Origin of the sequence: Clostridium carboxidivorans P7 (assembly GCF_001038625.1) — a bacterium.
In the GTDB taxonomy this organism is placed as follows: domain Bacteria; phylum Bacillota; class Clostridia; order Clostridiales; family Clostridiaceae; genus Clostridium_AM; species Clostridium_AM carboxidivorans.
Window position 1 is genome coordinate 4,248,900 of sequence record NZ_CP011803.1, and the last position, 26,194, is coordinate 4,275,093.

Consider the following 26,194-nt stretch of genomic DNA (forward strand, 5'->3'; position numbering starts at 1 on the left):
TATCATAAATTTCACTGAGTGTTTATAGTTTGAAAAATAAGGATTTTTAAACACTCAACTTTTTCAGAGGACAGAGGACAATTGACATAGGACAGTGAAGGATGATTTTTCTCCGCTTTGCTACGAAAAATCTTTAATTAAGTTTTTAATGACTCATTTCACTAAAGTGAAACATTGCTGACTTGTATAAATTCCAAGCTTCTTTTGCGTTAGCAAAACAAGCTTTAAAAATAAATTAGTTTTCCGACGTAGGGAGGAAAACTCACCTTCACTGTCCTCTGTCCTCTGTCAATTGTCCTCTAAAAAATGCTTCGCATTTTTTTTAAATTACAACCCTTACCTTATGATTTCCATCTTTAAAAAATGGAATTATTTTATTATCTATTTTATTCTCATCTACCCATACTCCTTTTTCCTGACCTCTTTTTACTTCTATGGAGTATTTACACTCTTCTAAATTATAATAAATATCATAGTTATCCCATTCATCAGGTATACATGGTTCTACAGTAAATCCATCACCTTTTCTAAACTTTAATCCAAGTATCCCTTCTATCCCTGCTCTATACATCCATCCAGCAGCACCAGTATACCAACTCCATCCACCTCTTCCTACATGAGGATCCACAGCATAAACATCCGCTGTCATAACATAAGGCTCTACCTTATAAGTTTGACATTCTAAATATGATTCTGAATGATTTATTGGATTTATCATATTAAATAGTTTCCATGCCTTATTGTTATACCCCATTTTGGTTAAGGCTAATATTATCCATATAGCTCCATGAGTATATTGGCCTCCATTTTCCCTCACTCCTGGCACATATCCTTTAATGTATCCAGGTTCTAAAGAAGACCTATCAAAAGCTGGTGTAAGTAATAACGCTATACCTTTATCCTCTTTTATAAGATTTTTCTCTAAAGCATTCATGGCCTCTTTTATTCTAGATTCTTTTCCAGCACCAGATATAACCGCCCAGGATTGTGATAATGAGTCTATTTGACATTCATCATTTTTTATAGATCCCAAAGGAGTTCCATCATCAAAATATGCTCTTCTATACCAGCTTCCATCCCAAGCATTTTTTTCAAGGTTTTCTTTTATAAATTCCTTTAATTCATTATATCTGCTCACTTTTTCAAAATCAGATTTATATTCACATAAAGGAATAAACTTATCCAATATGCTATATAAAAACCATCCAAGCCATACACTTTCTCCTTTTCCCTTATTACCTACAGTACTCATACCATCATTCCAATCTCCAGATCCCATTAGAGGTATATTGTGTGGTCCAAAGTTTAATCCTTTTTCTATAGCTTTTATGCAATGCTCATAAATACTACCTTTTTTATGAGATATTTTAGCTATATTATATCTTTCATCCTCACCCTCCTTTAATGGTTCATCCTCTAAGTAACCAGCTTCTTCATCCAAAATGCTGTAATCTCCTGTATTCTGGATATAATCTGTAGTTACATAAGGGAGCCATAGCAAATCATCTGAGAATCTAGTTCTTATTCCACTATCCACTACAGGGTGCCACCAATGCTGTACATCACCTTCTAAGTATTGTTTAGAAGCACTATAAATTATATGTTCTCTAGGTATACTATTATCCACATAATTTACAGCCATTACATCCTGCAGCTGATCTCTAAATCCATAAGCTCCTCCTGATTGATAAAAAGCAGTTCTTGCCCAAAATCTACAAGATATAATCTGATACATAAGCCATCCATTTAACATTATATCCATAGACTTATCTGGAGTTCTAACCTGTATGGTATTAAGTAACTTATTCCAGTATTCCTTAGCCTTATTTAATTCTTCTTCTGCTTTAAATTCACTGTTATATTTGTTTACAACCTTTTCTACTTCTTCAAAACTTTCTCCTTGCCCCAATAAAATTAGAACTGTTTTTTCTTCTTGGCTTTCCAAATCTATTTTTATATTTTCAGCTAGGCAAGGATCAAAACCTGCACCTACAGTATCTGATAATTTCTTTAATTTCATGGCTCTAGGTTCACTTATACTTTCCCCTCTTCCAAGAAACTCTGTTCTATTACCTGTAAAGGAAATTTCCTTTCCTCCAAAAGTTTTTAGATAACAAATAAGTGTTCCAAAGTGTTCACTATATGGATTTAAGCTATAAATATATTCCTTTTCATTATTAAATTCCGTAAAAATATATTGGGAACTTTGTTCATGAGTTACGCCTAAAACTAATTTTGCATAATAGCTTATAGATAACTTTCTTTTTTCATTTGTGTTATTTTTAAGCCTTATACTGCACAACTTAACACTTTCATCCATATCTACAAACATAGTCATTTGTCCTATAATACCATGAGCTTCATGTTTGAAATTTGAATAACCAAAACCATGCTCTATAATGTATTCGCCGTTATCTCTTATAGGCTTAGGTGATATACTCCAAAAGTCACCTGTATTTTCATCTCTTACATATATTTGCTCAGCTTCTCCATCTATTACTGGATCATTTGACCAGGTAGTTAGCTTATTTTCCCTACTATTTTTGTTCCAGGTATAAGATATTCCACTTTCAGAAACATGAAAACCAAATTTTCCATTTGAAATTACATTTATCCATGGAGCAGGAGTGTTTTCCCAATTCTTAAGTACTATGATATAAGAATTATTTTCGTGATGAAATCCTCCTATGCCGTTAAAGTAATATAATTTAGGTATATCATACTCGTAATGGGTAAATGCATATTCTTTAGGTTTAGTTAAAAGCACTTCTTCATCTTTTACAGTTTCCTCCTCATGGATTACCTGAGATATTAAAGATCCTTTATCTCCATCTATAACTAACCTAGATATAGCCATAAGTAAATTTATATCTTCTTCATTTATAGTAGCTTTGCTATGCAAGAAAACTCCACCTGCTTTATTTTGCTTATCCCTTACATGACTTGAACATATTAAGTCTCTTATGGAATCCTGCAATGGTTGTATATAGGAACTATTCTGCAAATTCAATATAACCAAATCTACTTTTAATCCCTTTATACTCCAGTATTCATGAGCGTTTAATAATCTTCTAACCATATCTATATTTTTATCGTCTCTCACTATCAACAATACTATAGGCAAATCACCTGATATTCCATAAGGCCATAAAGCTGACTGACCTTTACTTATATTCTTTATATACTCCTCTCTTCCCTTAAAAAGTGTATTTAAAAATAAAATTCTGGATGCCATAAGCTGATAAATATTTGCTTGCGAAGATTTTATTCCTAGATACTTCATTTCAACCTGTATTCCAGTCCAGGATAGTTCAAATATTCTATTTACATTATGCATATCTTTATACTTTTTAGAAAGTTCAATAGCTTCTTCTCTAGATTCCGTAGTTGCTGTGGTAAATGCTATTTTACAAGTTTCACCTTTTTCTATTCTTACTTTTATTCTCATACTTATTATAGGATCTAATACTGCACCACAAGTCATCTTCAGCTGCACATCATTTTCCATAGCTTCAGGATTTGATAAATCTCTTCCTCTCCCTATAAAGTTAGCTCTACTAGTTTCATATTGAATTGAACCTATTGATTGACCTTCCAATGCAATAGTTTGCATAATCCAAGGTTGTTTTGAGCCTTGAGCTCTAGGTCTCCTATTGGCAATTATACATCCAGCCTCATCAACATATTCTGTTTTTATAAATAAGTTTCCAAAGGATGGATGAACCAAATCTGCATTATATGGAGCTAAGGTTACTTCACAATAACTAGTAATTTCAATTTCCCTACTATGTTCACTTTGATTAGTTATAAAAATTTTTCTTACCTCAGCATTATCCTCATTAGAAACGGTAATATCCGTATGTGTTTTTATATTCCCATCCTTTCTTTCAAATTCAGCCTTATCCAGAGAAAATATAACATTATATTCTTCTCCTTCAAATTTACAAGGCTCATATGCAGCACTCCAATATTCATTGGAATTTAGATTTTTTATATAGAAAAACATACCTGTGTTATCTGTTGTTACATCTTCTCTCCATCTATAAACAGTCATATCATCTTTTTTAGCATATCCAGAACCACTGTTAGTTATCATTAAAGAATAACTTCCATTAGACATAATATGTGTTTCTGGCATTTCAGTTTTTGCTGTAGTATATCTTCTAGTAACTAAATTTTGTTTTTCTGTTATTGCATCTGCACTCTCATACTGCTGTTCTCTATCATACACAACAGTCTTAGATTTTTTCTCCTGAAGAAGTAACTCTGTAGCCTTTACCCTTGGTATTTTATGAAACCTCTCTTGAAGTACATTATTGTTTAATACATTGTCTAGTGACATTAAACTCATACCTTCATGATGTACCATAAAACATTTAACTATAGCTTCTCCCTTTCCTTTAGGCAGCCTTTCTCTAGTATAATCTATGGATTCATAAAAGCCATATAAACCTTCCATGCCTATATCAATAAGGTTCTTTATGTTATTAAAGGCATCTTTTAAATCAATCTGCAATGCCATGACTGTAGAATATGGTGATATTACTAAGTCACTCATAAGTCCTCTTTTAAGGCCTATACCAGGTACTCCAAAAGCTTTATATTGATAATTTAAAGCTGCATCAAAATTATAAAAGGCAGATTCAGATATTCCCCAAGGCACTCTTCTCTCCTTACCATACCTCTCCTGACCTTCCACTACAGCTCTATAAGTTTCATATAATAGAGTATCAGGATAAGGTTTCATAATTATAAGCGGCATCAAGTATTCAAACATAGTTCCTGTCCATGATACAAGTCCTTTGTCTTTACCAATTATAGTCAAGGCTCTCCCTAATTTAAACCAATGTCCTTGTTCTATATCTCCTTTAGCTATGGATATAAAACTAGCCTGCCTTGCCTCTGATGCTAATAAGTCATAATAGCAATTACTTATATTATCTTTTTCAATATCATAACCTATAGAAAAAAGCTGTCTTTTTTCATCATATAACATTCTAAAATCTGTATTCTCGGAAATGCTATTCAATCTTTCCTTTAACCCTTTTAGCTTTTTTATAACATTCTTTATTTCATTACTGCCAGCTCCCAACATAGAATTAATTTGTTTTATCCACTGCTGATCATTTTGTAATTTTGGTAAAAGTTTATTAAGTTTATATTGAATAAACTCTATTTCTTTAGGTAAATTTTGAATTGGAGTTTTTTCAACCAAATCTATTAATTTCTGTTCTAAAAACTCCACTTTTTCTGGCACTCTTACTAACATATCAACCCAAGGAAAAAAAGTTTCTATTTCTTTTAAACTTTTACTTATACTGTGCTTTAATTTATTATTCCAATATAAATTAGCACAACCATCAATTTTTTCTATTTCTATAGACTTATCTCTAATTTTACATAATGTATTTTTCCATGATAATATATTAAAATCTTTATTATTAAATTCATGTATTAAATCCATATAAAAATTTTCTATATTTACAGAATGCTTTATCTCCTGATTAGCAAGTTTTAAATTATCATTAAATGCTGATATTACATGCTTTCTTATTGAAAAATTTGACATATACTCATTTATAGATTCATCAGTAAGCCATATATATCCTATCAGATTACCGCTATCTACAGTTGATATATACTTAGGATGAAGAGGATTTTTAGTTTTAGTATCATACCAATTATAAAAATGTCCTTTAAACTTTTCCAAGGACTCCATATTAGATACTATCTTATCCATCCTCTGTTGAAATTCAAGTATGCCAATGTAACCTAAATCATATGCTACTATATTTGATGTCAGTCCCATTCCTATATTAGTAGGTGAAGTTCTATGAGCTACACCATTACTAGGGTCCTCTTGATAATTATCCGGTGCTAACCAATTGTTTTCGTCATTAACAAAATCTTCAAAGTATGACCAAGTTTCCCTAGTAAGTCTTCTTAATACTCCCTCCTGTTCATCTGTTAATTGTCTTTTTTCTTTTCTTATTTCTTTGCTTACACTGTAAGCTATCCATGGACTAGTGAACCAAATAACAGCTGAAGGCATTATTAACATTCCTGAATCCAAAGAATTTTGAAAAGCTATAAATAATGTAATAGCACTTATAGCACTTCCTATCCACATAGACTTTATAAAATCTGTAAGTCCCCTACCTGAATTTACTTCTGCATCCTCAGCAGTCTGCCATTGAAGAAGGTGTTTCTTGCTTATAGCAAGCCTATATAGAGTTCTAATTATAGCATCTAGCATTAAATATGCTTGATATGGCAAAAAACAGAATATAAGAAATACTTGTTCCAAAACATTTTTTCCATTAATAAGCTTTCCAGAAAGTCCTATGCCTTTAATAGGCGAAATTACAGTTTCAGATACATCAAAAAATATCGGACATAAAAGAGAAATAAATGCTACAGCAAGCCATTTATCTGGATTTCTAAATATTAAAAGCGCTGCAATAACAAGTGTCATTATGGATGGCGCCAAAAGGCTTCTTCTTAAATTATCAAATATCTTCCACCTGGATAGTGTATTTAAGGGACTTTTCTTAAATAACCATGGTATAAGCTGCCAATCTCCTCTCGTCCACCTATGTACCCTTTTACAACTGGCATTATAATATGCAGGATATCCATCTATAAGTTCTATGTCTGTAACTAATGCTGCTCTTATATATGATCCTTCTAACAAATCATGACTTAATACTAAATTTTCAGGAATTTCATCGCTAAGTACACTATTAAAAGTATCAACATCATATATACCTTTTCCAGTAAATATTCCTTCATCAAATAAATCTTCATATACATCAGAAACAGCAGTAGTATACATATCTATACCTGCTTCTCCTGAAAATATCTTTGAAAATATAGTTTTATTTGCGCTTTCAGTACCCACTCCTACTCTAGGCTGCATAAGTCCATGACCTCTTAATACCACTTTATTTTTTAAATCTATATAAGGTCTATTTAAAATATGGTACATAGATCCTATTAGCCTTTTTGCACTATCTCTAGGCAATTGAGTATCAGCATCTAATGTTATTACATATTTAATATTATACAAATCTTCTATGTTTCCACTTATAACATCATAACTTGTATTTTTATCTCCTCTTATTAATTTATTAAATTCTACTAATTTACCACGTTTTCTTTCCCAACCTAGCCAAATTCCTTCCTTTTCATTGTGCTGTCTATACCTATTAAAAAAATAAAATATATCTTTTTCATCTTTTCTATACTTCCTGTTTAAATCTTTTATTAAATTTAAAGCAGTATTAATTATATCTTTATCTGCATTTTCTTCTTTCTGTAGGCCATCTTTAAAATCACCCAACAATCCAAAATACACATTTTGTTCCTTATTCGCCAAATAATATACTTCCATATCACCTATTAATTCTTTTACTCTTGTTTCACTATTTAGCAATGTAGGAATAACTACTATTGAACTAGCTTCTATAGGTATACCCTTTCTAAACTCAATTTTAGGAATAAATCTAGGCTGTACTAACTTACATATACTCCAATTAAGTGTCGATACAACAATTTCGCTGCAAGGAATTAAAATTAAAACTGCTGCCAAAATGTATTGCCATAGAACAGGCTTAGGAGCATTATAATAACCTAAAATCAATATTAAACTCATAACTATAACTGTACTAATTACTATACTTCCTATATATGAAATAACATTGTTTCTTATAAATTTGCCTTTTACACTATGTAAACCTCTTTCATTAAATGACATCTTATTTTTTAAAGTTTTAATTCCATTATCAATTATGTAATACCCTACATGTTTTTCATATTCTTTTGAATCATTATTATCATTTGCAGCTAAAGAACATTCTATTGCTCTTTTAGCTATAAGGGACTCAGGTACATTCATATGTTTTGCTAGCTTTTCCACGCTATGCCTGTAATAATCTCTAGATTCAAAATCCATATTCTCATAAATTTTAGAAGGATCTTTTCTTAAGATATTTTCAACATAACTTAATTTTTCAAAGCTTTCTTTCCAATTTAAGGCTCCTACTTCTCTTATACCTGTTATAGAATTTCCTATAGAAATTTGATAACCAGATTGTTTTTGATGTTCCACATTTACTACTTTTTCCATGTCAGTTTCTTCATTGTCTAATTTTTCATCAATCCAATTATATATAATTCTGTTTTCTATTTCATTATCTCTTAATATCTTCAAAATTCTTTCTACTATGTGTGATGTAAATGATATATCTTCTAAATAAAGCTTTTTAATTTCTTCTTCTAATCTATCATTATTAACTGCATCTATAAGTCTTTCTGCTATTAACTCTCCTTTTCTTCTTTCCTTCTGTGCAAAAACAATTCTTTCAATTATTTTACTTATGTTTTGAATAAGAGCTATCCTAATCATTATAGGTAATGCCCAAAGTTCTCCACTGGTGAGTATAGAATTTTTTTGATATGAATTAATAAAGGTTTCTATAGTTTCTTCATCAACTGACCCATCAGTATGAGAAACTAATTCTATAGCTACATAATAAATTCTAGGATAATCCTTCATTATTCCTTTAGTCATGATTGGCAGGTTTTTATAGTATGCTTCAGGCATATTCATTTTTATGTCAGCATACTCTCTTTGTATTAAATAAAGATTATCCAAAAGCCACTCTGCTGCCTGTATTACTTCTCTATTGTTTTTAACTTCCTTATCTATGTAGTCATACCCCTTTAATATTTTCTTATAACTAATATCTAAACTTTTTATAAGCCTCTTTCTATAATTATTTTTCTTTATAACTGATGAATAGTTTGATATTTCTACTGCATGCTTTTGTAGTTCTTCTTTATTGGCATTTATGGTAGGAACATCATCCATTATGTTATTTTCATCTTTTCTATTTTTATTAAATAATGCATAAGTACCAATAATTAATAAAATGGCTGCTAACGCAGCTATTGTGTAATAAAGCATAAAAATCATCCTTTCGTCTAAAAAGAATTGGTGCAATGCTTATTATCCCCATGAATTTATAAATTATGAATTTCAGTAAAAAAACATGCTGTGAAAAATTAAATTTTTCACAGCATGTTTTTATTTTTATAACAATACTTCATTTTCTAATATTTGATCAAAGTTTTGCCTTCTACATATTACCTTTACTTCTTCATCTTTGACTAAAACCACTGCTGGTTTTGGTATCTTATTATAATTATTAGACATAGAATATCCATAGGCTCCTGTATTTAATACCACCATGATATCTCCAACTTTAGCTTCAGGAATCTCTATACCATTTAATAAAATATCCCCGGATTCACAACATTTACCGGCTACACTTACTCTTTCTGTAAATTCACTTTCCACTTTATCAGCTACCACACACTCATACTCCGCATTATAAAGTGCTGGCCTTATATTATCTGTCATTCCTCCATCTACTGATATATACTTTCTTATGCCTGGTATTTCCTTTATTGAACCTACTGTATAAAGAGTACTGCCTGCATTACCTATAATAGATCTTCCTGGTTCTATAACAAGCTTTGGAAGCTTTATTCCAAGCTCCTTTCCCACACTTTCCGCTTTGCTTAATATAATTTCACAAAAATCTTCTATTTTTTGAGGAGTATCACCTTCCTTATAATAGATGCCAAATCCTCCTCCCAGATCCAACTCCTTTAGTTCATAGCCCATTTCATCTTTAATACTTTTTACAATGGAAAGCATTATTTCAACTTCATCTTCATAAGGTTTGATATCAAATATTTGAGATCCTATATGACAATGCAGCCCCTTTAATTCTATATTAGTAAGTTCTATTGATTTTTTTACTGCATTCATAGTATTATGTTCCAGCATTGTAAAACCAAATTTTGAATCTATTTGTCCTGTTTTTATATAATCATGAGTGTGTGCTTCTATACCTGGAGTTATTCTTAAAAGTATAGATTGAACCTTGTTTTTTTCTTTAGCTACTGCATTTATTTTATCTATTTCATCAAAATTATCAACTACAAACCTTCCAACACCTAAACTTATTCCCATTTCTATTTCTTCTAAAGTTTTATTATTTCCATGAAAATATACTTTTTCCATAGGGAAATCGCTTTTAAGCGCAGTATAAAGTTCTCCTCCCGAAACTACATCAAGATACAAACCTTCACTATTTATCATTTGACACATTGCTAAAGTCAAAAAAGCTTTTCCTGCATAAGCTACTCTATTTTCACCCTGTTCCACATTAAAAGCTTTATAATATCTTTTACATTGTTCTCTCACTAAGGCTTCATCAATAACATAAAGAGGAGTTCCAAATTTTCTTGCTAAATCTATTGTACTAATTTTTCCTATATAAAGAGTATTATTTTTGATTTCCATACTTCCGAATAGTTTCATAAGCATTTTCCTCCATAAAATATTTTTATAAATACATCAAAAACAACTCAGCTTTTACACATGCAAAATTTTAACTTAATATAAGAACAATGCGACACAACTTTTTTGAGAGGACAGATAACAATTGACAGAGGACAGTGAAGGATGATTTTTAATGACTCATTTCGCTAAAGCGAAATATTGCTGACTTATATAAATTCGAAACTTGTTTTGCATTACCAAAACAAGCTTAAAAATAAATTAGTTTTCTGACATAATGAGGAAAACTCACATTCATTGTCCTCTGTCCTCTGTCAATTGTCCTCTAAAAAATGCTTCACATTTTTTTAAGTTTCCCTATGAACAACATAAATATTCATGTTTTTAAGCTATTTATACACCTTAAAGTGTATAAAATTCTTCAAAGGATTTAGTTGCATATATATAATCCTTCACGCCTGCTAATTCTCTTACTGAATGCATAGAAAGAATAGCAAGGCCCATATCTACAGAATTTATATTTACATGACTTGAAGATATAGGTCCAATAGTGGAACCACCCTTTTCATCTGAACGATTTACAAAGACTTGAACTGGTACTTCTGCTTTTGAACATATATTTTTATATACAGCAGAAGATACAGCATCAGATGTATAGCTTTGACTAGCACTTGATTTTATTATTGGTCCCTTATTAATTATAGGTCTATTTGCAGGATCACTTTTCTCAGCATAATTTGGATGTAGTGCATGCCCTAAGTCACAAGATATTATAAAGGATTTTGCCAAAGCTCTATAATAGTCCTCTTTACTTTTTAGAAGACTTAAAGCTATTCTCTCCAATATAATGGAAAGCATAGGTGAATCTGCTCCCTGCTTTGTAGTGCTGCCAACTTCTTCATTATCAAAACATACCATAATGTTAGTACTATCTCCAACCTCTGTGTTTACTAAAGCTTTTATTCCTGAATGCACCATAATTAAATCATCTAATCTTGCACTAGATATAAATTCATCATTAAGTCCCATTACACAGCCTTTTTCAGTATCATATAAAAATAAATCAAAATCCAATATATCTTCTTCTTTAACTCCAAGTTCTTGAGATATAACCCTTATGAGATATTTTTCTTTTTCAAATTTTTCATTTACCATAGAAAGTAGTGGAAGTATATCCTTCTGTCTATTTAGTTCTATACCGGAATTTATATTTCTGTTCATATGTATGGCAAGATTCGGTATTATCAATATAGGCTTTTTTATATTTAAAAGTCTTTCTTCAGGATAAAATGGATTTTTGCTTTTAATCGTTACTCTTCCAGCTAAAGATAAAGGTCTATCAAGCCAAGTATTAATAATAGGTCCTCCATAAACCTCTGTATTTAATTTTACATATTCACCCTCTACCTCTATATCAGCATTAGGTTTTATCTTAAATCCAGGAGAATCTGTATGGGCACCTATTATTTTAAATCCATCCTTCTCTAATTCACCTTTACCTACTACAAATGCAGTTAATGCAGAGTTATTTTTCTGTACAAAATACTTTCCACCTTTTTTTAAATTCCAGCTGTCTTCTTCTTTTAGTTCAATAAATCCATAATTTGAAAGCAATTTTTTTAGATTATGAACTACATGAAAAGCCGTTGGACTTTCATATATAAAATCTATAAGTTCCTGTGATTTTTTTAATTCTTCATTCATGTTTATTCCTCCAATTTATATCTGCATACTAAAGTTTTTGTATTCATTTATAAGTATAACTGAATTTAGTACTTATATATCAAAAATTTAATATATAACCAATTTTTATTTTTTAATATATAATCAAATATAATTTTTAGCAAATATATACACAAAGATACGCTTTTGCATATTATATAATGATTGAAGTAAACGGGAGTGTGTGTTTATGAAAGGTAGTATAAGAAATTTTTTCCCTGGCGGTAATACGTCTTACGGTTTCTATTCCTTTTACCAATACATTATAGACGAAAACATTGCTAAAAGGAAAATATGTATTAAAGGAGGCCCCGGTACTGGTAAATCCTCTCTCATGAAGAACATTGGAAATTTCTTTGTAAACAAAGGATATAATATTGAATATCATCATTGTTCATCTGATAACAACTCTCTAGATGGAGTAGTCATTAAAGGGTTAGAAGTAGCTTTAATTGATGGTACCTCACCTCATATAGTTGATCCAGCAAATCCTGGTGCAGTAGATGAAATACTAAATATGGGTCAGCATTGGAATGAAGAAGGCTTTAAACAGTATAAAAAATCAATAATTGAAACTAACAAAGAAATTAAAAATACTTTTGAAAGAGCCTATAGCTTTTTTAAAGCTTCAAAGCTTATACATGACGATTGGAGTAATTTCCATAGAAGTGCTCTTAGTTCTTCTAAACTATTATTATTAGAAGAAGACTTAAAGAACAAAGTTTTTTCAAATTCACTATGCAAAACTCTAGGTAGTGATAGACATATCTTTGCTACAGCTTTTACTCCTAATGGCATTGTAACTTATATAGAAAATCTAACTGAAAGCTGTAATAAAATTTACGTATTAAATGGAGGTCCAGGAACAGGTAAAACTCAAGTTCTTACTTTTTTATATAAGGAAGCTTTACGTAGAGGCTTTTTTATTGAAGTTTACCATGATCCTCTAATTCCTGATAGAATAGAACACATAATAATACCTGAATTAAAAACTGCTATTATAACCTCTAATGAAATAAATAATCAAAAATTCACAGGAACTCAAATATTTATGGAAAACTTAATAGATTACAGTAAAATCAATAAAGATGAACTAGTAAAATCTAAAGAAACCTTCTACAATCTTCTAAATAAAGGCCTGTCGGTTATATCCTCAGCCAAAAATCTTCACGACCAACTCGAAAAATACTATGTTTGCAATATGAATTTTAAGGAAATTGATGAAACTTATAAATTATTGCTAGATAGACTCTTAAAATACTAATTATATAAATTTTTCATATGCTCCCTTTGTTGTAAACAATTATCAAATGAAATTGTTTATTTCATAAGGAGGCATATTTTCTTATATAAAAAGAAGCTGTCCCTTACTATTATGAGACAGCTCCTTTTTATATTATATTCTTTAATTAAAATCTTATTTTGTAATTTCTTTATTTGATGGAAGAATCACTTCAACTTCTGAATGTGGACGTGGAATAACGTGAACTGATATTAATTCTCCTACACGTTGTGCAGCAGCAGCACCAGCATCTGTAGCAGCTTTAACAGCTCCAACATCTCCTCTAACCATAACAGTTACAAGTCCGCCTCCAACATATTCTTTACCTATTAAATATACGTTTGCTGCCTTAACCATAGCGTCAGCCGCTTCTACTGCTCCTACTAATCCTTTAGTTTCTATCATTCCTAATGCATCATATTTTACCATTTTAAAATCCTCCTAAAATATCTTTTATTTTTATATTTTAATTTTTAATTATAACTTTTTATTAATTTTCTTATTTTACTATTGTTATTTTTGAGTTTGAGTTAATGCCCATTGCATTAGCCTCTTCAATATCAAGATGACATTCAAGACTTGAAGCATCATTAGCTCTAATAGCTACATTGCTGTATACTCCACCTCTTAAGTCATCAACTTTTATTGATACTACATCTCCATCGCAAACCCCTAAATTTTTAGCATCTTCAGGTGTCATGTGAATGTGTCTTTGTGCAACTACTAATCCCTCTTCAATTTGAACAGAACCTTTTGGCCCAACTAGCGTGACTCCTGGTGTTCTGCTTAAATCTCCGGATAATCTTATATGTGACACTGCTCCAAGCTTAACACAGTCTCCAGCTAATACTTCAACTTGTGTCTTGCTTCTTAAAGGTCCAAGAATTCTAACTTTCTCAATAGCACCTTTTGGTCCACAAAGCGTTACAACTTCCTTGCAAGCATATTGTCCAGGTTGAGATAGATCTTTAAGCTTCACAAGTTGATAGTCTTTGCCAAATAAACACTCTAAATCTTTTTGTGAAAGATGTAAATGTCTATTGGAAATACCTACTGGAATTTCAGATAAATTTCCTTGAACCACAGCTTTTTTTTCATTAGCTTTAACTGCTTCTAATAAAAGCTTTAATACTGATTCAAAATCATCCATTAGTTTGCCTCCTTAATAGCAGCAACTATTTGGTTAACTAAATCTAAAAGTCCTTCATTTTTTGTACTTTCATCGTTAGTGCAAGTGTTATTAGTGCTAGCAGTTTCAGCACATTCATTAACTTTATTTAAAGCTGCTGCAGCCGCTGCAATTTGAGCTGGACTCATGTTCATAAATGCGTTTTCAATTTCATTACAGCTTTCAGTAGTTTTTGTACAACAGCTGAAAGTTTTATTTTCAACTGCTAATGTTGTACAATCTTTTATACCATAAGCAACTCTCTTAATGTTTACAAGGTGCTCTGGAGTAACGTTCTCAGATACTGAGCTTCCACCCCAAGTACCACAGCCTAAAGTGAAGGAAGGTTTAAGACCTGTGCTTGCACCTGTTCCACCTTGAGTTCCGCCAGTATTAACAAGAATACGTGACGCTGGTTTTCTAGCAAACTTCATAACTATGTCTCTATCTTCAGTATGAAGACTCATTGTATGACCAATTCCATTTTGAAGCAATTCAATACTTAATTCACATGCTTCATGCCAATCTTTTACTGTATAGAAGCCAAGAACTGTTGTAAGTTTTTCGAAGGATAATGGGTTACCTTCTCCTACTCCATTTTGTTTTCCTATAAGTACTCTTGTTCCTTCTGGAATTACAATTCCTGCAGCATCAGCAATAACTTGTGGGCTTCTTCCAACGAACTTAGCATTCATAGCATGTCCATTCTTGAATAACAGTTGACAAACTTTATCAGTTTCATCTTTTGTCATGAAGTATCCACCTTGTTTCTTGAACTCTTCAACAACTTTGTCGTGATTACATTCTTCACAGATTATTGATTGTTCTGAAGCACAAATTGTACCATTATCAAAAGTTTTACTTGCCATAATGTTTTTAACAGCTTTTTCTACATCAGCAGTTCTTTCAATATATGCTGGAGAATTTCCTGCACCAACGCCAAGAGCTGGCTTTCCTGAGCTATAAGCAGCTTTAACCATTCCTGGACCACCTGTAGCTATTATTATAGAAACTTCGCTGCACTTCATTAATTCATTTGTAGCTCCAATTGTTGGAATACTTACTGCACTTATAATATTCTCTGGAGCGCCAGCTGCAACAGCTGCATCATGCATTAATTGAACTGCTTTAGTTGTACATTTTGCAGCAGATGGATGTGGTGAGAATACTATAGCATTACGAGATTTAATTGAGATCATAGCTTTGAAAATAGCTGTAGATGTTGGATTTGTTGAAGGTACTATACCCATAACTAAACCAACTGGCTCAGCAATCTCTATAAGTTTGTTTATTGTATCTTCTTTAACTATACCTATAGTCTTCATATCTTTTATTGAATTATATAGTATAGTAGATGCTAAATGATTTTTGAAAGTTTTATCTTCAGCTTTACCAAAACCAGTTTCTTCAACCGCCATCTGTGCTAAACAAACAGCATGTTCTTCTGCAACTTTAACCATATTGCGTAAAATTTTATCGATTTGCTCTTCAGTATAGTCAGCAATTTTATTAGCTGCTACTTTTCCAAGTCTAGCAAGATTTCTAGCTTCTTGAATTGAGCGTAAATCTTTATCAAAGTTTTCCATTATTTCATACTTCCTCTCTTAGCTTTAACAATAGCTATTTTTTCTCATAATATAGCTTAAATTTGCTAATTAATAGATTTTTATTAGCCTTTGAAATTGCTCTGCCTGCGATTACAAAATCTTTGTATTCACGAGCTAGATTCCTGAGTTTAACAACCGTTAATTTAGATAGTATAGAAATGGCTTTTTCTATACCATTTTGGCTTACTGACTTATCTATATCATCTTTGTGCAAATTCTCCAGGTTTACCTTATGCATTTTACCTAAGTCTAAAGCATCTTCATTTTTCTCAGCATTATCTTCAGTTTTTTCTAAATCATTTATTTCTTCCACAATTTTTGCTTCTTCTGCAACTTTTAATTTCTCTATAGATTCTGCTTCTATAACTTCTGCCTTGTCTGTACCCTCTACATTAGTTAACTCCTCTTCAGAATCATTAGGTCCAATTATATTTTTCAATTCCTCATGAGGACGTGGAATTACATGTTCTGAAACTAAAGCTTGTTCATGGAGTTTTTTAACTGCTGCTGCTCCAGCTTCTATAGCTGCTTTTACTGCACCTACATCACCTGTAATTGAAATCGTAACAAGACCGCCACCTACATAAGTTTTTTCAATAATACTTACATCTGCTGATTTCACCATAGTATCAGCTGCTTCAATAGCCGCAAGTAATCCTTTTGTTTCTATTAAACCAAGCGATTGCATAGGTTTATCCTCCTAGTCTTCTATGAAGTTAAGACTTGAATCAGGTGGGGTTTCAACCTCATCTAATTCTTAGCCATCGGATAAAAGATCCACCCAATTTGCTGGATATGTTGTATAGAATACCCTAGCTTTATCTGGTGAACCCCAAACTACTTTGGTATTTGATGGTACAAATAATACATCACCAGCATGAGCTGTATATGTCTTTCCATTGATTTCTACTGTTAAAGTTCCTTCAATAACATAGTCAATTTCTTCATAAGTCAATTCCCAATCAAATTTTGAGTTTTCAATGATTAAGAATCCAGCACTCATTTTTGATTCGTCTTTGCTTACTAACTCTTGGAAATAAACTTTGTTATCTGGATTTCCAGTATCAAATACATCCATTTTTACTGAACTCCCTCTAACTACCTTAAGCCCACTAGCATCAGTATCTGCCTCGAATGGAAGACTTTTGCCTTTTAAACATTCAAGCATTTGTTGAAGAAGTCCCTTATCCATCATTACTTTAAAGAAATTAAGCATTTGTTCGCAGTCCATATCCTCTACATTTAGTGGCTTTTTAACTTCTTGTTGTTGTATTTTAACTTCTGGCTGCTGCACTTTAACTTCAGGAGCTTCTGTTGAAAATATTATTCCATTGTTTTTTGCAAGATCTTGAGCTGATGGTGTGATTATTTCACTGCCATCTATACAAAATACCTTTTCTCCCTTTAGTATTAATGCTTCAATATCTTTTACAGATATTAATTTTTTCACTTTATCACATCCTTTTATTTATTACGAAGTCATTATAATATACCTTCATATGTGTAAGTTCTTAACCTACTAGAATAAAGATTCCACTAATCTGTTAGAAACTGAAGGTATAACTTCAGCATTTACCAACATACCTTTTTGTCCTGCAATAGCTTTTCCAGCTTCAATACCAGTTTGAACTGCAGCTACATCTCCAGTAAAAGTGAAGAATGACTTACCACCGAGTCCTGTTCCTAGTCTAAGTTCTAAAGGCTGTAATTCAGCAGCTTTCAAAATTGCATCAGCAGCAATGACCATTGTTGCTAAGGAAAAAAATTCTATAATTCCAAGAGCCTGAATTCTATCTGGCATTGTTGTACCTGTTATTGCTGGAAATACCTCAGGGCTAACATTTGGTATAACAATAGAATCAACTAAAAATTCTTCTGCAACACTTTCACCAACACCGACTGAATCCTGAACCGCTGCAACATCACCTTGAACAATAGCTATATATTTACCTGGGCAAACAGAGCTAGCTGTTACTATTTCCACATCAGCGGTTTTTACCATTTGATCTGCTGCATATATGCCACGTGCAATACTTGTAAATTCAATCATACCTATTGCTTTTGACATATTAATCCCTCCTTATCGCGATAAAATCATTTCCACTTTCTACAACTGTTCCTGAAATACTTGCATGAATTGCAGCGCCCAAACTATCTTCAGGAATTTTTCCAATAAGCTGCCCTAATTCCACATGATCTCCAACAGAAACAACTGCTGATGCTGGTGCTCCTACATGCTGTCTTGTTGCAATATGTATGAGTTTAGGTTCTATTGCAACCTCTGTCATAGGAGCAGACTTGTCGAAATCATGCAGCCCCAATCTAGCTATAAGACGTTTACTTGGAACTAATCTATACTCTCGATTCTTGCTTGCAGTGAACTCTGACTTTATCGGTTTGTACCTTACATTCTTTTCTGCTAATTTGCCTTTAAAGTAGAGATTTGCAGCTTTAGGATAAAGTCCCGCTGGACATGAAAACAATTCACATAAATTACATTGGCAACATAGTTGTGCAATTTTCTGTCCTTCAATATCTTCTAATTTATAGCTTAAAGCTCTCATCATTTTGTGTGGCTGTGTATTATGTCCTATGAGATAACGAGGACACATATCTGTACACATACGGCACTGTTCACAAGAAGCTCTATTTACTCTTTTTGCTTGTTCTATATTCATAGATTTTCTACGAATAAGAAAGTGATCTTTTTTAAGGATTACAAAACCCTTATTTTTCTTTGTAATGTAGCCATCTATACTGCTCATTACAGGGCCCATCATAGGACCTCCATCAATAACTGCATAGTTATCAAAATTTTCTATTCCACTAAGCTTTAATACATCTATAATAGGTGTTCCTATTGGTACTTTTACAGTCAACCTGTTAGGAATATCGCCTGCAACTGTAATGTACTTTTCTGTAACTGCTTCACCTTGAGAAGCATTGTAAATATTTAATGCTGTCTCTGAATTTACTACTACACATCCAACCTGAATTGGAATGCCAGCTTCAGGAACAACCCTTCCTGTAAGTTCATAAACTAAAACCTGCTCATCACCTACTGGGTAGATATCTGGAAGCTCTTTTACTTCAACAAAATCGCCTACCTTCAGTGCTTCAATTCTTTCTCTTAGAATTGAGATAACTTTTTTGTGCTTTCCTTTAATACCTATAATAGCTTTTCTAGCTTCAACAAACTTTCCTGCTGCTTCGAATCCTTTAATTATTTCATCTGGAAACAACTCCATGAGCTGCTGATCTACTCGCAGCAAAGGTTCACACTCAGCTCCATTAAGCAATATATATTCTGATTTTGATGTTAACTTTGCATGTGTAGGAAAACCTGCACCACCTGCACCAATAACGCCGGCATCTTTAACCATTTCAAGAAGATTCATTTATACCTCCCTTGCAGCTTTCCATACTCCATAGAAACTGCTAACTCTTATGGATTCTGAAATTATCCAAAATTACAATCTTCATCAATCATTCCAATAACAACTGCATCTACAGGAATATCCTCATTTCCTAACATCCTCCGTGCAGATGAGCCAGTACTAACTATAACCCTATCTCCAATACCTGCACCAATATTATCTACAACAATAAATCTTCTTCCTGAATCTGTTCCTCCGATTTCCTCTGCAAGCATAAACTTAAGTCCATTAAGCGAGTCTGCCTTCCTAGTTGCCCATATATTATCAATAAGTCTTGCTGCTATCATATTGCTTTTACCTCTTTCATTTTAAATTTAATTTCATCCAATGCAGATTGTACAGATGCTGTGTCACCGAAAATTCCAATTAAAACCATATGTTGAGGACATGTTCCTCTTATATCTTCAACGGTAACTCCAACAGCCTTTTCAGCAATATCTGCAGCATAAATCATATCAATAAGCTTCCCCTGAACAAGTCCTATTGCATCACTGCTATCTAAATCTGTCTTACAGTTTCCACCCATTCGTCTTCTTAGAATATCTTTAGTGCTTTCAGAAGGCGATTTTATTATTCTAAAATCCACTTTTAAACACTCTCCTCATTACTCAATGATATCTTGAGTGCAGCTTAAGGCTATACCAAGTGGTGTGACAAACATAGGATTCTTAGGCTTATGTGTATAAACTCCTGTTTGTTTTGCAATTATTTCCTCAATTCCTGTTAAACAACAAGTACCACCTACTAAAGAAATTTCCTTAACATCATAATTCTTAATATTATAATTAATAATTGATGCTACTTTCTCAACTACCGGTTTTAATACTGGTAAAATTTCTTTATGGTTCTTATTATCTCTTTTGAATTTATCTGCCTCTTTAAAAGGCATTCCATATGCACCTGAAACAACTAGTGAAAAATGAGTACCGCCTGTAGCCTCATCAACAACATAAACAACTTTTCCATCCTTTAGGACTGATATACCAGTTGTTCCGCCACCAACATCTACAACTGCACCATTCTCAATTTTAAGTAAAGCATTTGCAGCAGTAGGCTCATCTAAAAGGTTTGTTAGTTCAAAGCCTGCAGCTTGAACTACATTTTTAATTGCTCCACCATCTAAGGAGTCTGTTCCTGGTGGTATTGCAGCAGCAGCATAAAGAAGTTCTGTATTAAGTTTTTCTTCAATTTCCTGTTTAAGCTCTCTAACAAGCTTTACTGCTCCAATATAATCAACAACCATACCATCTCTAACTACATCTGCATATCTATACGCGCCTGCAACAGGCTCATAGTTTTCATCTAAAACTGCTAGTACTACACATGCAGTTCCTAAATCCACACCTGTATAATAAACAGAAGAGTTATTACGTATTGGCTTTTTCACAACTTCTTCAAACTTTTGAACCATTTGATCACAATATTCAAAAATTAGATTTTTCTCTGACATTGCTTTCCTCCTACTGCTGAACAAATCAATTGTGACAGCGAATTAATTATTGAATTAACATTATTTATAATTCTATTTTTTAAATCGTCATCATCATTTTCGTAAGCATTAATTATTTCAAAGTGTATTTCCCTTAAAGCACAACGAAGTACATGGGTTTTTAATATTACATTACTTTTTTCAAGCTGCATATGAAATTCTGTTATTTCAAAACAATCCTCAAGCTCAATTGTGAAATTTAATGAATTCATGCCAGTACACTCTTTAAAGAAAACAGGTTCAAGTGTACCTTTTCCTTCCACAACATTTCTTATATTTGATATTTTTCTACCTAAATTTATAACATTTTGTGCTAAAATAATATCTTCCTTTAATATTTCACTGCTAGTAACAAGAAATGTTGCCTCTATAGATTTCAATTTACAACAAAGCTTCTTTTTTAAACTTAAATTTAAATTGGAATTAGTTTTTTCCTCTTGCTCTACCGCTTCTACCTGTTTCTCATCCTTTACTTGATTATGCTCCTTGTCCTTTGAATCATCATTAATCAATTTTATTCTTTTATCAGATAGGTATTGAGATGCACCAGGTGTAAGCCGTTGTCCCTGTTGTAACTTATAGGTATCAAAAGGTTCTTTTCTGTATAAATCTCTTAAATACTCTTCGGTAATAAATTTGATCATCACCCTTTACTCCTTACCTTTTTCAAATAAACAGAATTCTTAGAGCGGGTATTCATCGGATAAATACTCCTTTAAGGCATCAATTCCTGTTCCCACTTTGAAACTAATATGAAAATGTGGCTCCAATATTCCTATATTCTTTAGCTGCCTTACACACTTTTCTTCATTTTCAGGCATAACATCGCATTTTGTTATAACTCCAATTACTGGACATCTAAATAATTTTGCAAATCCAGGGGAGTATATTTCAGTACAATTAGATTGATCAACCAATATAAGCACATAAGCTGCATCCTGAGCTGCTGCAATTATATGTTTATACATCCATGCATTCTCTATATAGGCACCTGGAACATCAATAGTATTTTTACCATAAATCAAATCTGGTGTTCTCCTTAATGGACCATCATAATCATTTAATGCGTTAACTAAAGTAGTTTTGCCACATCTTGAGGGACCAATTACCATTATCCGTTTTTTTCTCATGTTCTTGTGATGGGAGCAGGAGTAAATCCAAGCATATCTTTAAGCGTATCATTTACTGCATTAAGTGCTGTTTCAACACTTTGAACATCACCATTTATTACCACAGACCCTGTAAAACGATCTAGAAATCCAATTTCCACATCAGCAGTCTTTGTGGCAATGTCTGCTGCAATAATAGCAGTTTCATAAGGTGAAAGAGTTAAAATACCTATTGCTCCTTTTTCATCAATTCCAAGACGTTCATATATATCATGCATAGGTGATGCGATAACGTGTGCTATAGTAATCTGTTTTCCTGGAACAGATTCCTGTATAATACGCTGTATATTCCTATCAGAAAAATCTCCCATAAATCTTACCTTCCATCTTAATTATCTATTTGAAAATTATTTAGTGACGAATTACTTTTGCGCATAAATCGTACTGTTTAATCCATTCTTCTATTCTATTTAAATCTTCATTATCCAAACTTGGATCATCTTTTATGGGATATTCCATTCCCAATTGTTTGTATTTATTTACACCCATTTTGTGATATGGAAGTAAATCAATTCCTTTAAAATTTCTGTAATCTTTATAAGGCTTCAAAAGCTCCATTGTTTTTTCTATGTCTTCTTTTTGATCATTTACGCCTTTAAGTAACGGCATACGGATTTTTACATTATATTTACGGCGAAGTAACTCTTTAAGGTTTTCTAAAATCTGTTCATTTCTAACCCCTGTAAAGTGAAAATGTTTATCAGAATCAATATGCTTAATGTCAAATAGGAATAAATCTGTGAATTCTGCGACTTTAAGTACTGATTCTAGTTTTGCGTAACCACAAGTTTCAATTGCAGTGTTTATACCTGCCTGCTTACATGCCATTAATAAACTACTTGCAGCTTCAGGCTGCATTAAAACTTCACCACCGCCTAATGTAACTCCGCCGCCAGAAACTTCATAAAAAGTTCTATCTTCTTCTATGATTTCTAAAAGTTCAGAGATGGTTTTTACTTCTCCAACTATTGATATAGCAGATTTAAGGCAGGCATCCTTACACTTACCGCATCCAATACAATCAATATCACGATTAACTTCATGTTTTAAAGTTTTGCTATTTATAGAGTGTATGCCTACAGGGCATACAGAAACGCAAGCCCCGCAGTCAACACATAAATCACTTTTAAACATAACTTTATTCTTTCTAACCAAGCCTTCAGGATTTGCACACCACTTACATCTGAGAGGACATCCCTGAAAGAATATTAGAGTTCTTACTCCATCTCCATCATACATATTGTATTTTTGTATATTAAAAATCGTCGCTTTTCGTTCAATTATTCCTAAATTTCCATTACTCATATTTTTCATTCTCCAATTTTATTCACATTGATTTTTAATATATTTAAATCAAAGATTTGAGTTCTCTGCTTATATGCTTAAAAATGTGTAAGTACAGTTCTGCTTATGATTTCATCTTGAACATCTTTGCATAACTCAACAAAGAATGCACTATATCCAGCAACACGAACTATTAAATCACGATACTCTTCTGGGTGTTTTTGTGCGTCAAGTAAAGTTTTGTTATCTAGATAGTTAAATTGCATTTCTCCAAGTTGAAGAGCACATGCACTACGTAATAGTGTAATGATTCCTTGCTCACCTTCTGGTGTATCAAGAAGACCAGCTATTAACTTAAAGTTATGAACCATACCTATATTCATGTCTTCACAGCTCATCTTAGAAACAGATTTAATTATAGAAGTAGGTCCTTTATAATCTGCTCCTTGAGTTGGACTTATACCATCTGATAATGGAGTCCATGCTCTACGTCCATTTGCAGTAGCTCCAGTAAGTTGTCCAAATGGAGTGTTGTTTGAGATTGATAAAGTACCATGGCTAAGCACTGAATATAATGTCTTATATTTACGATGCTCTTGCTCAGTAAAGTTGATTAAATCAGCAGCAATTAAATCTGCGTAATCATCATCGTTACCATACTTAGGTGCTTCTAAACAATCTTTTCTTAATTGTTCATATCCAGCAAAATCTGCTTTTAAAGCTTCATTCATTTGTTGTAATGTATATTTTTTATCATCGAATACTAATTTCTTTATAGCTGCCATAGAATCTGTATAAGTAGCAAGACCACTCCATACTACTCCAGGTCCGAAGTTATACATAGCTCCGCCTGCTTCTACTCCTCTACCCTTTTCCATACAGCCTTCATACATCATAGACATAAGTGGTTTTGGTGCAAGATCTTTGTGAACACGTTGAGAAATTACTGTAGCAACACTTGTCCATTTAGTGATGTATTTAATTTGCTCTTTAACAGCAGCTTCAAACTGTTCATAAGTTTTAAAGTTGCTTAAGTCTCCTAAATTTGGGCACACTTGCTTACCATACCATAGCGGTACACCATGGTTAAGAACAAGTTCTATACATATAGGCCATTGAGTATATCCTGTAGAAGTCCATTGATATAATCTTCCTGCCTTCTGAGGTTCAACGCATCCCATTAAGCAGTAATCTCTTGCATCTTCTATAGAAACACCTTTAGCTAACATTATTTTTATATGAACATCATCAAAGTGACATGCTGGGAATCCCATACCTGCACGGATAACATCCACTATTTTCTTAAGGTATTTCTGTGGTGATGCTTTGTGTATACGACATGCTAAAGATGGTTGATATATTTTAACATGACGAACTGCATCCATTAAAAGATAAGTTAAGTCGTTTGTAGCATCACGTCCTTCTCTAGTAACACCACCTAAACACATGTTAACAAATGGCTGATAACCTGCAAAGAATTTAGAGCCACCTTCACTTGTTATCCACATCATTTCAGACATTTTTATAAGCATACAACCTGATAGTTCAAATGCTTCAAAATCAGTCATACGTCCAGCTTCAATATCAGCTTTATAGAATGGATACATGTATTGGTCAACACGTCCTATAGACATACCTGTTTGATTTTCTTCAACTACAAGTAATGATTCTATAGTCCAAACTGATTGAATTGCTTCCCAGTAAGTACTTGGTTTATGTGCCGGAACTCTAGCATTTACTTCAGAAATCTTTTGAAGTTCTGCTTTACGCTTAGGGTTGGTTTCCTTTGCAGCAAGTTCAGCTGCATAGTCTGACATACGTTTAGCATATATCATAACACCTTCAGCAGTATCAATTAATGATTTATAAAAATAGATTTTGTCTATGTCTTCTGGATTTTCATAATTAAGCTCAGCTAATTTATCCTCTGCTTCTCTCTTTATGTCAAGCATACCTTTTTTCATTAAGATAACGTCATATCCTGGGTTAGAGTCTCCTCCACCATTTACTGCGTGGTATGAACAATCTGAAACAAAGGATTCTCCTGAAAGTTCCCATACTCCAGCTTCACGATACTGATCTTCACAGTATTCATCAACTGATTTTCCTTGCCAATATGGGAATAACTCTTCACGCATAATCTTCTTATCTTCTTCAGATATATAGAATGGATCTTGTGGACGAGTTCCTATTGTATCAATTTCATCCACCATCCATCTCCATGCTATATCAGGAGAAAATGCACCTGCACGAGGCTGTCCATTTGGTGCTCCAACGATAAGTTCGTTATCTTGAATTACTAGCGGTGCAGTTTCACAGCAGTGTTTAAAACATTTACCACGTAAAACTGATTTAGGAATACCAGGGTTTTCTTTAGCTATTTTAGTAATAGCTCTTGCACGGTGAGTTGTTATACTTGGAACGTGTTTTAAGTAAGTTTCCTTTAACTTAACTAAACGCTCTGTTATTCCATCTGGAATTTGCCCATTGTTATCACCTGTAACACATATATGAGCTGGTTCTTCTTTTGTTATTTCTTTAGAAACACTTGAAAACATCTTCATTAAACTTGCACGTTCTTCTTCAGTCATGTTTTTAGTAGCTTCCATAAATTTGCTTGAAAATTCACGAATATCCAAATTTATTACCTCACATTCTTTAAGA

General features: G+C 32.5%; 19 protein-coding genes. 1 reads left to right on the top strand and 18 read right to left on the bottom strand.

The genetic code is table 11. The features are described 5' to 3' along the window. Nucleotides 1-322 precede the first annotated feature (322 nt). The 3 genes from Ccar_RS18940 to Ccar_RS18950 all read right to left on the bottom strand — a co-directional run bounded on the left by Ccar_RS18940 (nucleotide 323) and on the right by Ccar_RS18950 (nucleotide 12,076). Nucleotides 323-8,968: a glycoside hydrolase family 94 protein gene (locus tag Ccar_RS18940; protein ID WP_048030345.1), complete on the bottom strand. Its 8,646-nt coding sequence runs from the start codon at nucleotides 8,966-8,968 to the stop codon at nucleotides 323-325. Nucleotides 8,969-9,094: 126 nt separating this feature from the next. Continuing rightward, a complete protein-coding gene (gene lysA / locus Ccar_RS18945; protein WP_007059316.1) occupies nucleotides 9,095-10,393 on the bottom strand; it encodes a diaminopimelate decarboxylase in 1,299 nt (432 codons plus the stop codon). Between the two features lie 381 nt (nucleotides 10,394-10,774). Continuing rightward, nucleotides 10,775-12,076 carry a M18 family aminopeptidase gene (locus Ccar_RS18950; RefSeq protein WP_007059315.1) on the bottom strand — a complete coding sequence of 434 codons (1,302 nt, stop codon included), beginning with the start codon at nucleotides 12,074-12,076 and terminating at the stop codon, nucleotides 10,775-10,777. Between the two features lie 208 nt (nucleotides 12,077-12,284). On the opposite strand from Ccar_RS18950, the gene Ccar_RS18955 reads away from it, so the two are divergent. Then, nucleotides 12,285-13,358: a PRK06851 family protein gene (locus Ccar_RS18955; protein WP_007059314.1), complete on the top strand. Its 1,074-nt coding sequence runs from the start codon at nucleotides 12,285-12,287 to the stop codon at nucleotides 13,356-13,358. A 153-nt stretch (nucleotides 13,359-13,511) separates the two neighbouring features. On the opposite strand, the gene eutM is transcribed toward Ccar_RS18955, so the two are convergent. From eutM to cutC, 15 genes are all read right to left on the bottom strand, one after another. Then, nucleotides 13,512-13,805: an ethanolamine utilization microcompartment protein EutM gene (gene eutM / locus Ccar_RS18960; RefSeq protein ID WP_007059313.1), complete on the bottom strand. Its 294-nt coding sequence runs from the start codon at nucleotides 13,803-13,805 to the stop codon at nucleotides 13,512-13,514. A 70-nt stretch (nucleotides 13,806-13,875) separates the two neighbouring features. Then, a complete protein-coding gene (locus Ccar_RS18965) occupies nucleotides 13,876-14,526 on the bottom strand; it encodes a phosphate propanoyltransferase (protein WP_048030346.1) in 651 nt (216 codons plus the stop codon). Then, nucleotides 14,526-16,130 (bottom strand): acetaldehyde dehydrogenase (acetylating), encoded by a 1,605-nt coding sequence (locus Ccar_RS18970; protein WP_007059311.1) that lies wholly within the window; start codon nucleotides 16,128-16,130, stop codon nucleotides 14,526-14,528. Before Ccar_RS18970 ends, Ccar_RS18965 begins: the two co-directional genes overlap by 1 nt. Before the next feature lie 34 nt (nucleotides 16,131-16,164). Further along, nucleotides 16,165-16,839 (bottom strand): BMC domain-containing protein, encoded by a 675-nt coding sequence (locus tag Ccar_RS18975; RefSeq protein ID WP_007059310.1) that lies wholly within the window; start codon nucleotides 16,837-16,839, stop codon nucleotides 16,165-16,167. 69 nt (nucleotides 16,840-16,908) lie between these two features. After that, nucleotides 16,909-17,601 (bottom strand): cupin domain-containing protein, encoded by a 693-nt coding sequence (locus Ccar_RS18980; RefSeq protein ID WP_007059309.1) that lies wholly within the window; start codon nucleotides 17,599-17,601, stop codon nucleotides 16,909-16,911. A gap of 69 nt (nucleotides 17,602-17,670) precedes the next feature. Further along, nucleotides 17,671-18,219: a BMC domain-containing protein gene (locus Ccar_RS18985; RefSeq protein ID WP_007059308.1), complete on the bottom strand. Its 549-nt coding sequence runs from the start codon at nucleotides 18,217-18,219 to the stop codon at nucleotides 17,671-17,673. Between the two features lies 1 nt (nucleotide 18,220). Then, complete coding sequence (locus Ccar_RS18990; protein WP_007059307.1) at nucleotides 18,221-19,549, bottom strand: 4Fe-4S dicluster domain-containing protein; 1,329 nt, start codon at nucleotides 19,547-19,549, stop codon at nucleotides 18,221-18,223. A 62-nt stretch (nucleotides 19,550-19,611) separates the two neighbouring features. Next, a complete protein-coding gene (locus Ccar_RS18995) occupies nucleotides 19,612-19,875 on the bottom strand; it encodes a EutN/CcmL family microcompartment protein (protein ID WP_007059306.1) in 264 nt (87 codons plus the stop codon). Then, entirely contained in the window at nucleotides 19,872-20,174 is a 303-nt protein-coding gene (locus tag Ccar_RS19000) for a BMC domain-containing protein (protein WP_007059305.1), read from the bottom strand. The genes Ccar_RS18995 and Ccar_RS19000 overlap by 4 nt, the downstream gene beginning before the upstream one ends. An 18-nt stretch (nucleotides 20,175-20,192) precedes the next feature. Continuing rightward, entirely contained in the window at nucleotides 20,193-21,038 is an 846-nt protein-coding gene (gene eutJ / locus Ccar_RS19005; RefSeq protein ID WP_007059304.1) for an ethanolamine utilization protein EutJ, read from the bottom strand. Continuing rightward, complete coding sequence (locus Ccar_RS19010; protein WP_007059303.1) at nucleotides 21,020-21,721, bottom strand: hypothetical protein; 702 nt, start codon at nucleotides 21,719-21,721, stop codon at nucleotides 21,020-21,022. The genes eutJ and Ccar_RS19010 overlap by 19 nt, the downstream gene beginning before the upstream one ends. 39 nt (nucleotides 21,722-21,760) lie before the next feature. Beyond that, entirely contained in the window at nucleotides 21,761-22,207 is a 447-nt protein-coding gene (locus Ccar_RS19015; protein WP_007059302.1) for a EutP/PduV family microcompartment system protein, read from the bottom strand. Then, nucleotides 22,204-22,557 carry a BMC domain-containing protein gene (locus Ccar_RS19020; protein WP_007059301.1) on the bottom strand — a complete coding sequence of 118 codons (354 nt, stop codon included), beginning with the start codon at nucleotides 22,555-22,557 and terminating at the stop codon, nucleotides 22,204-22,206. Before Ccar_RS19020 ends, Ccar_RS19015 begins: the two co-directional genes overlap by 4 nt. Before the next feature lie 40 nt (nucleotides 22,558-22,597). Further along, a complete protein-coding gene (gene cutD, locus Ccar_RS19025) occupies nucleotides 22,598-23,551 on the bottom strand; it encodes a choline TMA-lyase-activating enzyme (RefSeq protein ID WP_007059300.1) in 954 nt (317 codons plus the stop codon). Between the two features lie 77 nt (nucleotides 23,552-23,628). Beyond that, a complete protein-coding gene (cutC, locus tag Ccar_RS19030; RefSeq protein WP_007064362.1) occupies nucleotides 23,629-26,169 on the bottom strand; it encodes a choline trimethylamine-lyase in 2,541 nt (846 codons plus the stop codon). Nucleotides 26,170-26,194 lie beyond the last annotated feature (25 nt).

What these genes read in the sequence shown, in the direction of transcription:
- lysA (WP_007059316.1), bottom strand. Translation starts at nt 10,393, where the DNA reads ATGAAACTATTCGGAAGTATGGAAATCAAAAATAATACTCTTTATATA.
- Ccar_RS18950 (WP_007059315.1), bottom strand. Translation starts at nt 12,076, where the DNA reads ATGAATGAAGAATTAAAAAAATCACAGGAACTTATAGATTTTATATAT.
- Ccar_RS19015 (WP_007059302.1), bottom strand. Translation starts at nt 22,207, where the DNA reads ATGAGAAAAAAACGGATAATGGTAATTGGTCCCTCAAGATGTGGCAAA.
- eutJ (WP_007059304.1), bottom strand. Translation starts at nt 21,038, where the DNA reads ATGTCAGAGAAAAATCTAATTTTTGAATATTGTGATCAAATGGTTCAA.
- Ccar_RS18955 (WP_007059314.1), top strand. Translation starts at nt 12,285, where the DNA reads ATGAAAGGTAGTATAAGAAATTTTTTCCCTGGCGGTAATACGTCTTAC.
- Ccar_RS18990 (WP_007059307.1), bottom strand. Translation starts at nt 19,549, where the DNA reads ATGAATCTTCTTGAAATGGTTAAAGATGCCGGCGTTATTGGTGCAGGT.
- cutD (WP_007059300.1), bottom strand. Translation starts at nt 23,551, where the DNA reads ATGAGTAATGGAAATTTAGGAATAATTGAACGAAAAGCGACGATTTTT.
- Ccar_RS18965 (WP_048030346.1), bottom strand. Translation starts at nt 14,526, where the DNA reads ATGGATGATTTTGAATCAGTATTAAAGCTTTTATTAGAAGCAGTTAAA.
- Ccar_RS18975 (WP_007059310.1), bottom strand. Translation starts at nt 16,839, where the DNA reads ATGCAATCGCTTGGTTTAATAGAAACAAAAGGATTACTTGCGGCTATT.
- Ccar_RS19010 (WP_007059303.1), bottom strand. Translation starts at nt 21,721, where the DNA reads ATGATCAAATTTATTACCGAAGAGTATTTAAGAGATTTATACAGAAAA.
- Ccar_RS18995 (WP_007059306.1), bottom strand. Translation starts at nt 19,875, where the DNA reads ATGATAGCAGCAAGACTTATTGATAATATATGGGCAACTAGGAAGGCA.
- Ccar_RS18985 (WP_007059308.1), bottom strand. Translation starts at nt 18,219, where the DNA reads ATGTCAAAAGCAATAGGTATGATTGAATTTACAAGTATTGCACGTGGC.
- Ccar_RS19020 (WP_007059301.1), bottom strand. Translation starts at nt 22,557, where the DNA reads ATGGGAGATTTTTCTGATAGGAATATACAGCGTATTATACAGGAATCT.
- eutM (WP_007059313.1), bottom strand. Translation starts at nt 13,805, where the DNA reads ATGGTAAAATATGATGCATTAGGAATGATAGAAACTAAAGGATTAGTA.
- Ccar_RS18940 (WP_048030345.1), bottom strand. Translation starts at nt 8,968, where the DNA reads ATGCTTTATTACACAATAGCTGCGTTAGCAGCCATTTTATTAATTATT.
- Ccar_RS18970 (WP_007059311.1), bottom strand. Translation starts at nt 16,130, where the DNA reads ATGGAAAACTTTGATAAAGATTTACGCTCAATTCAAGAAGCTAGAAAT.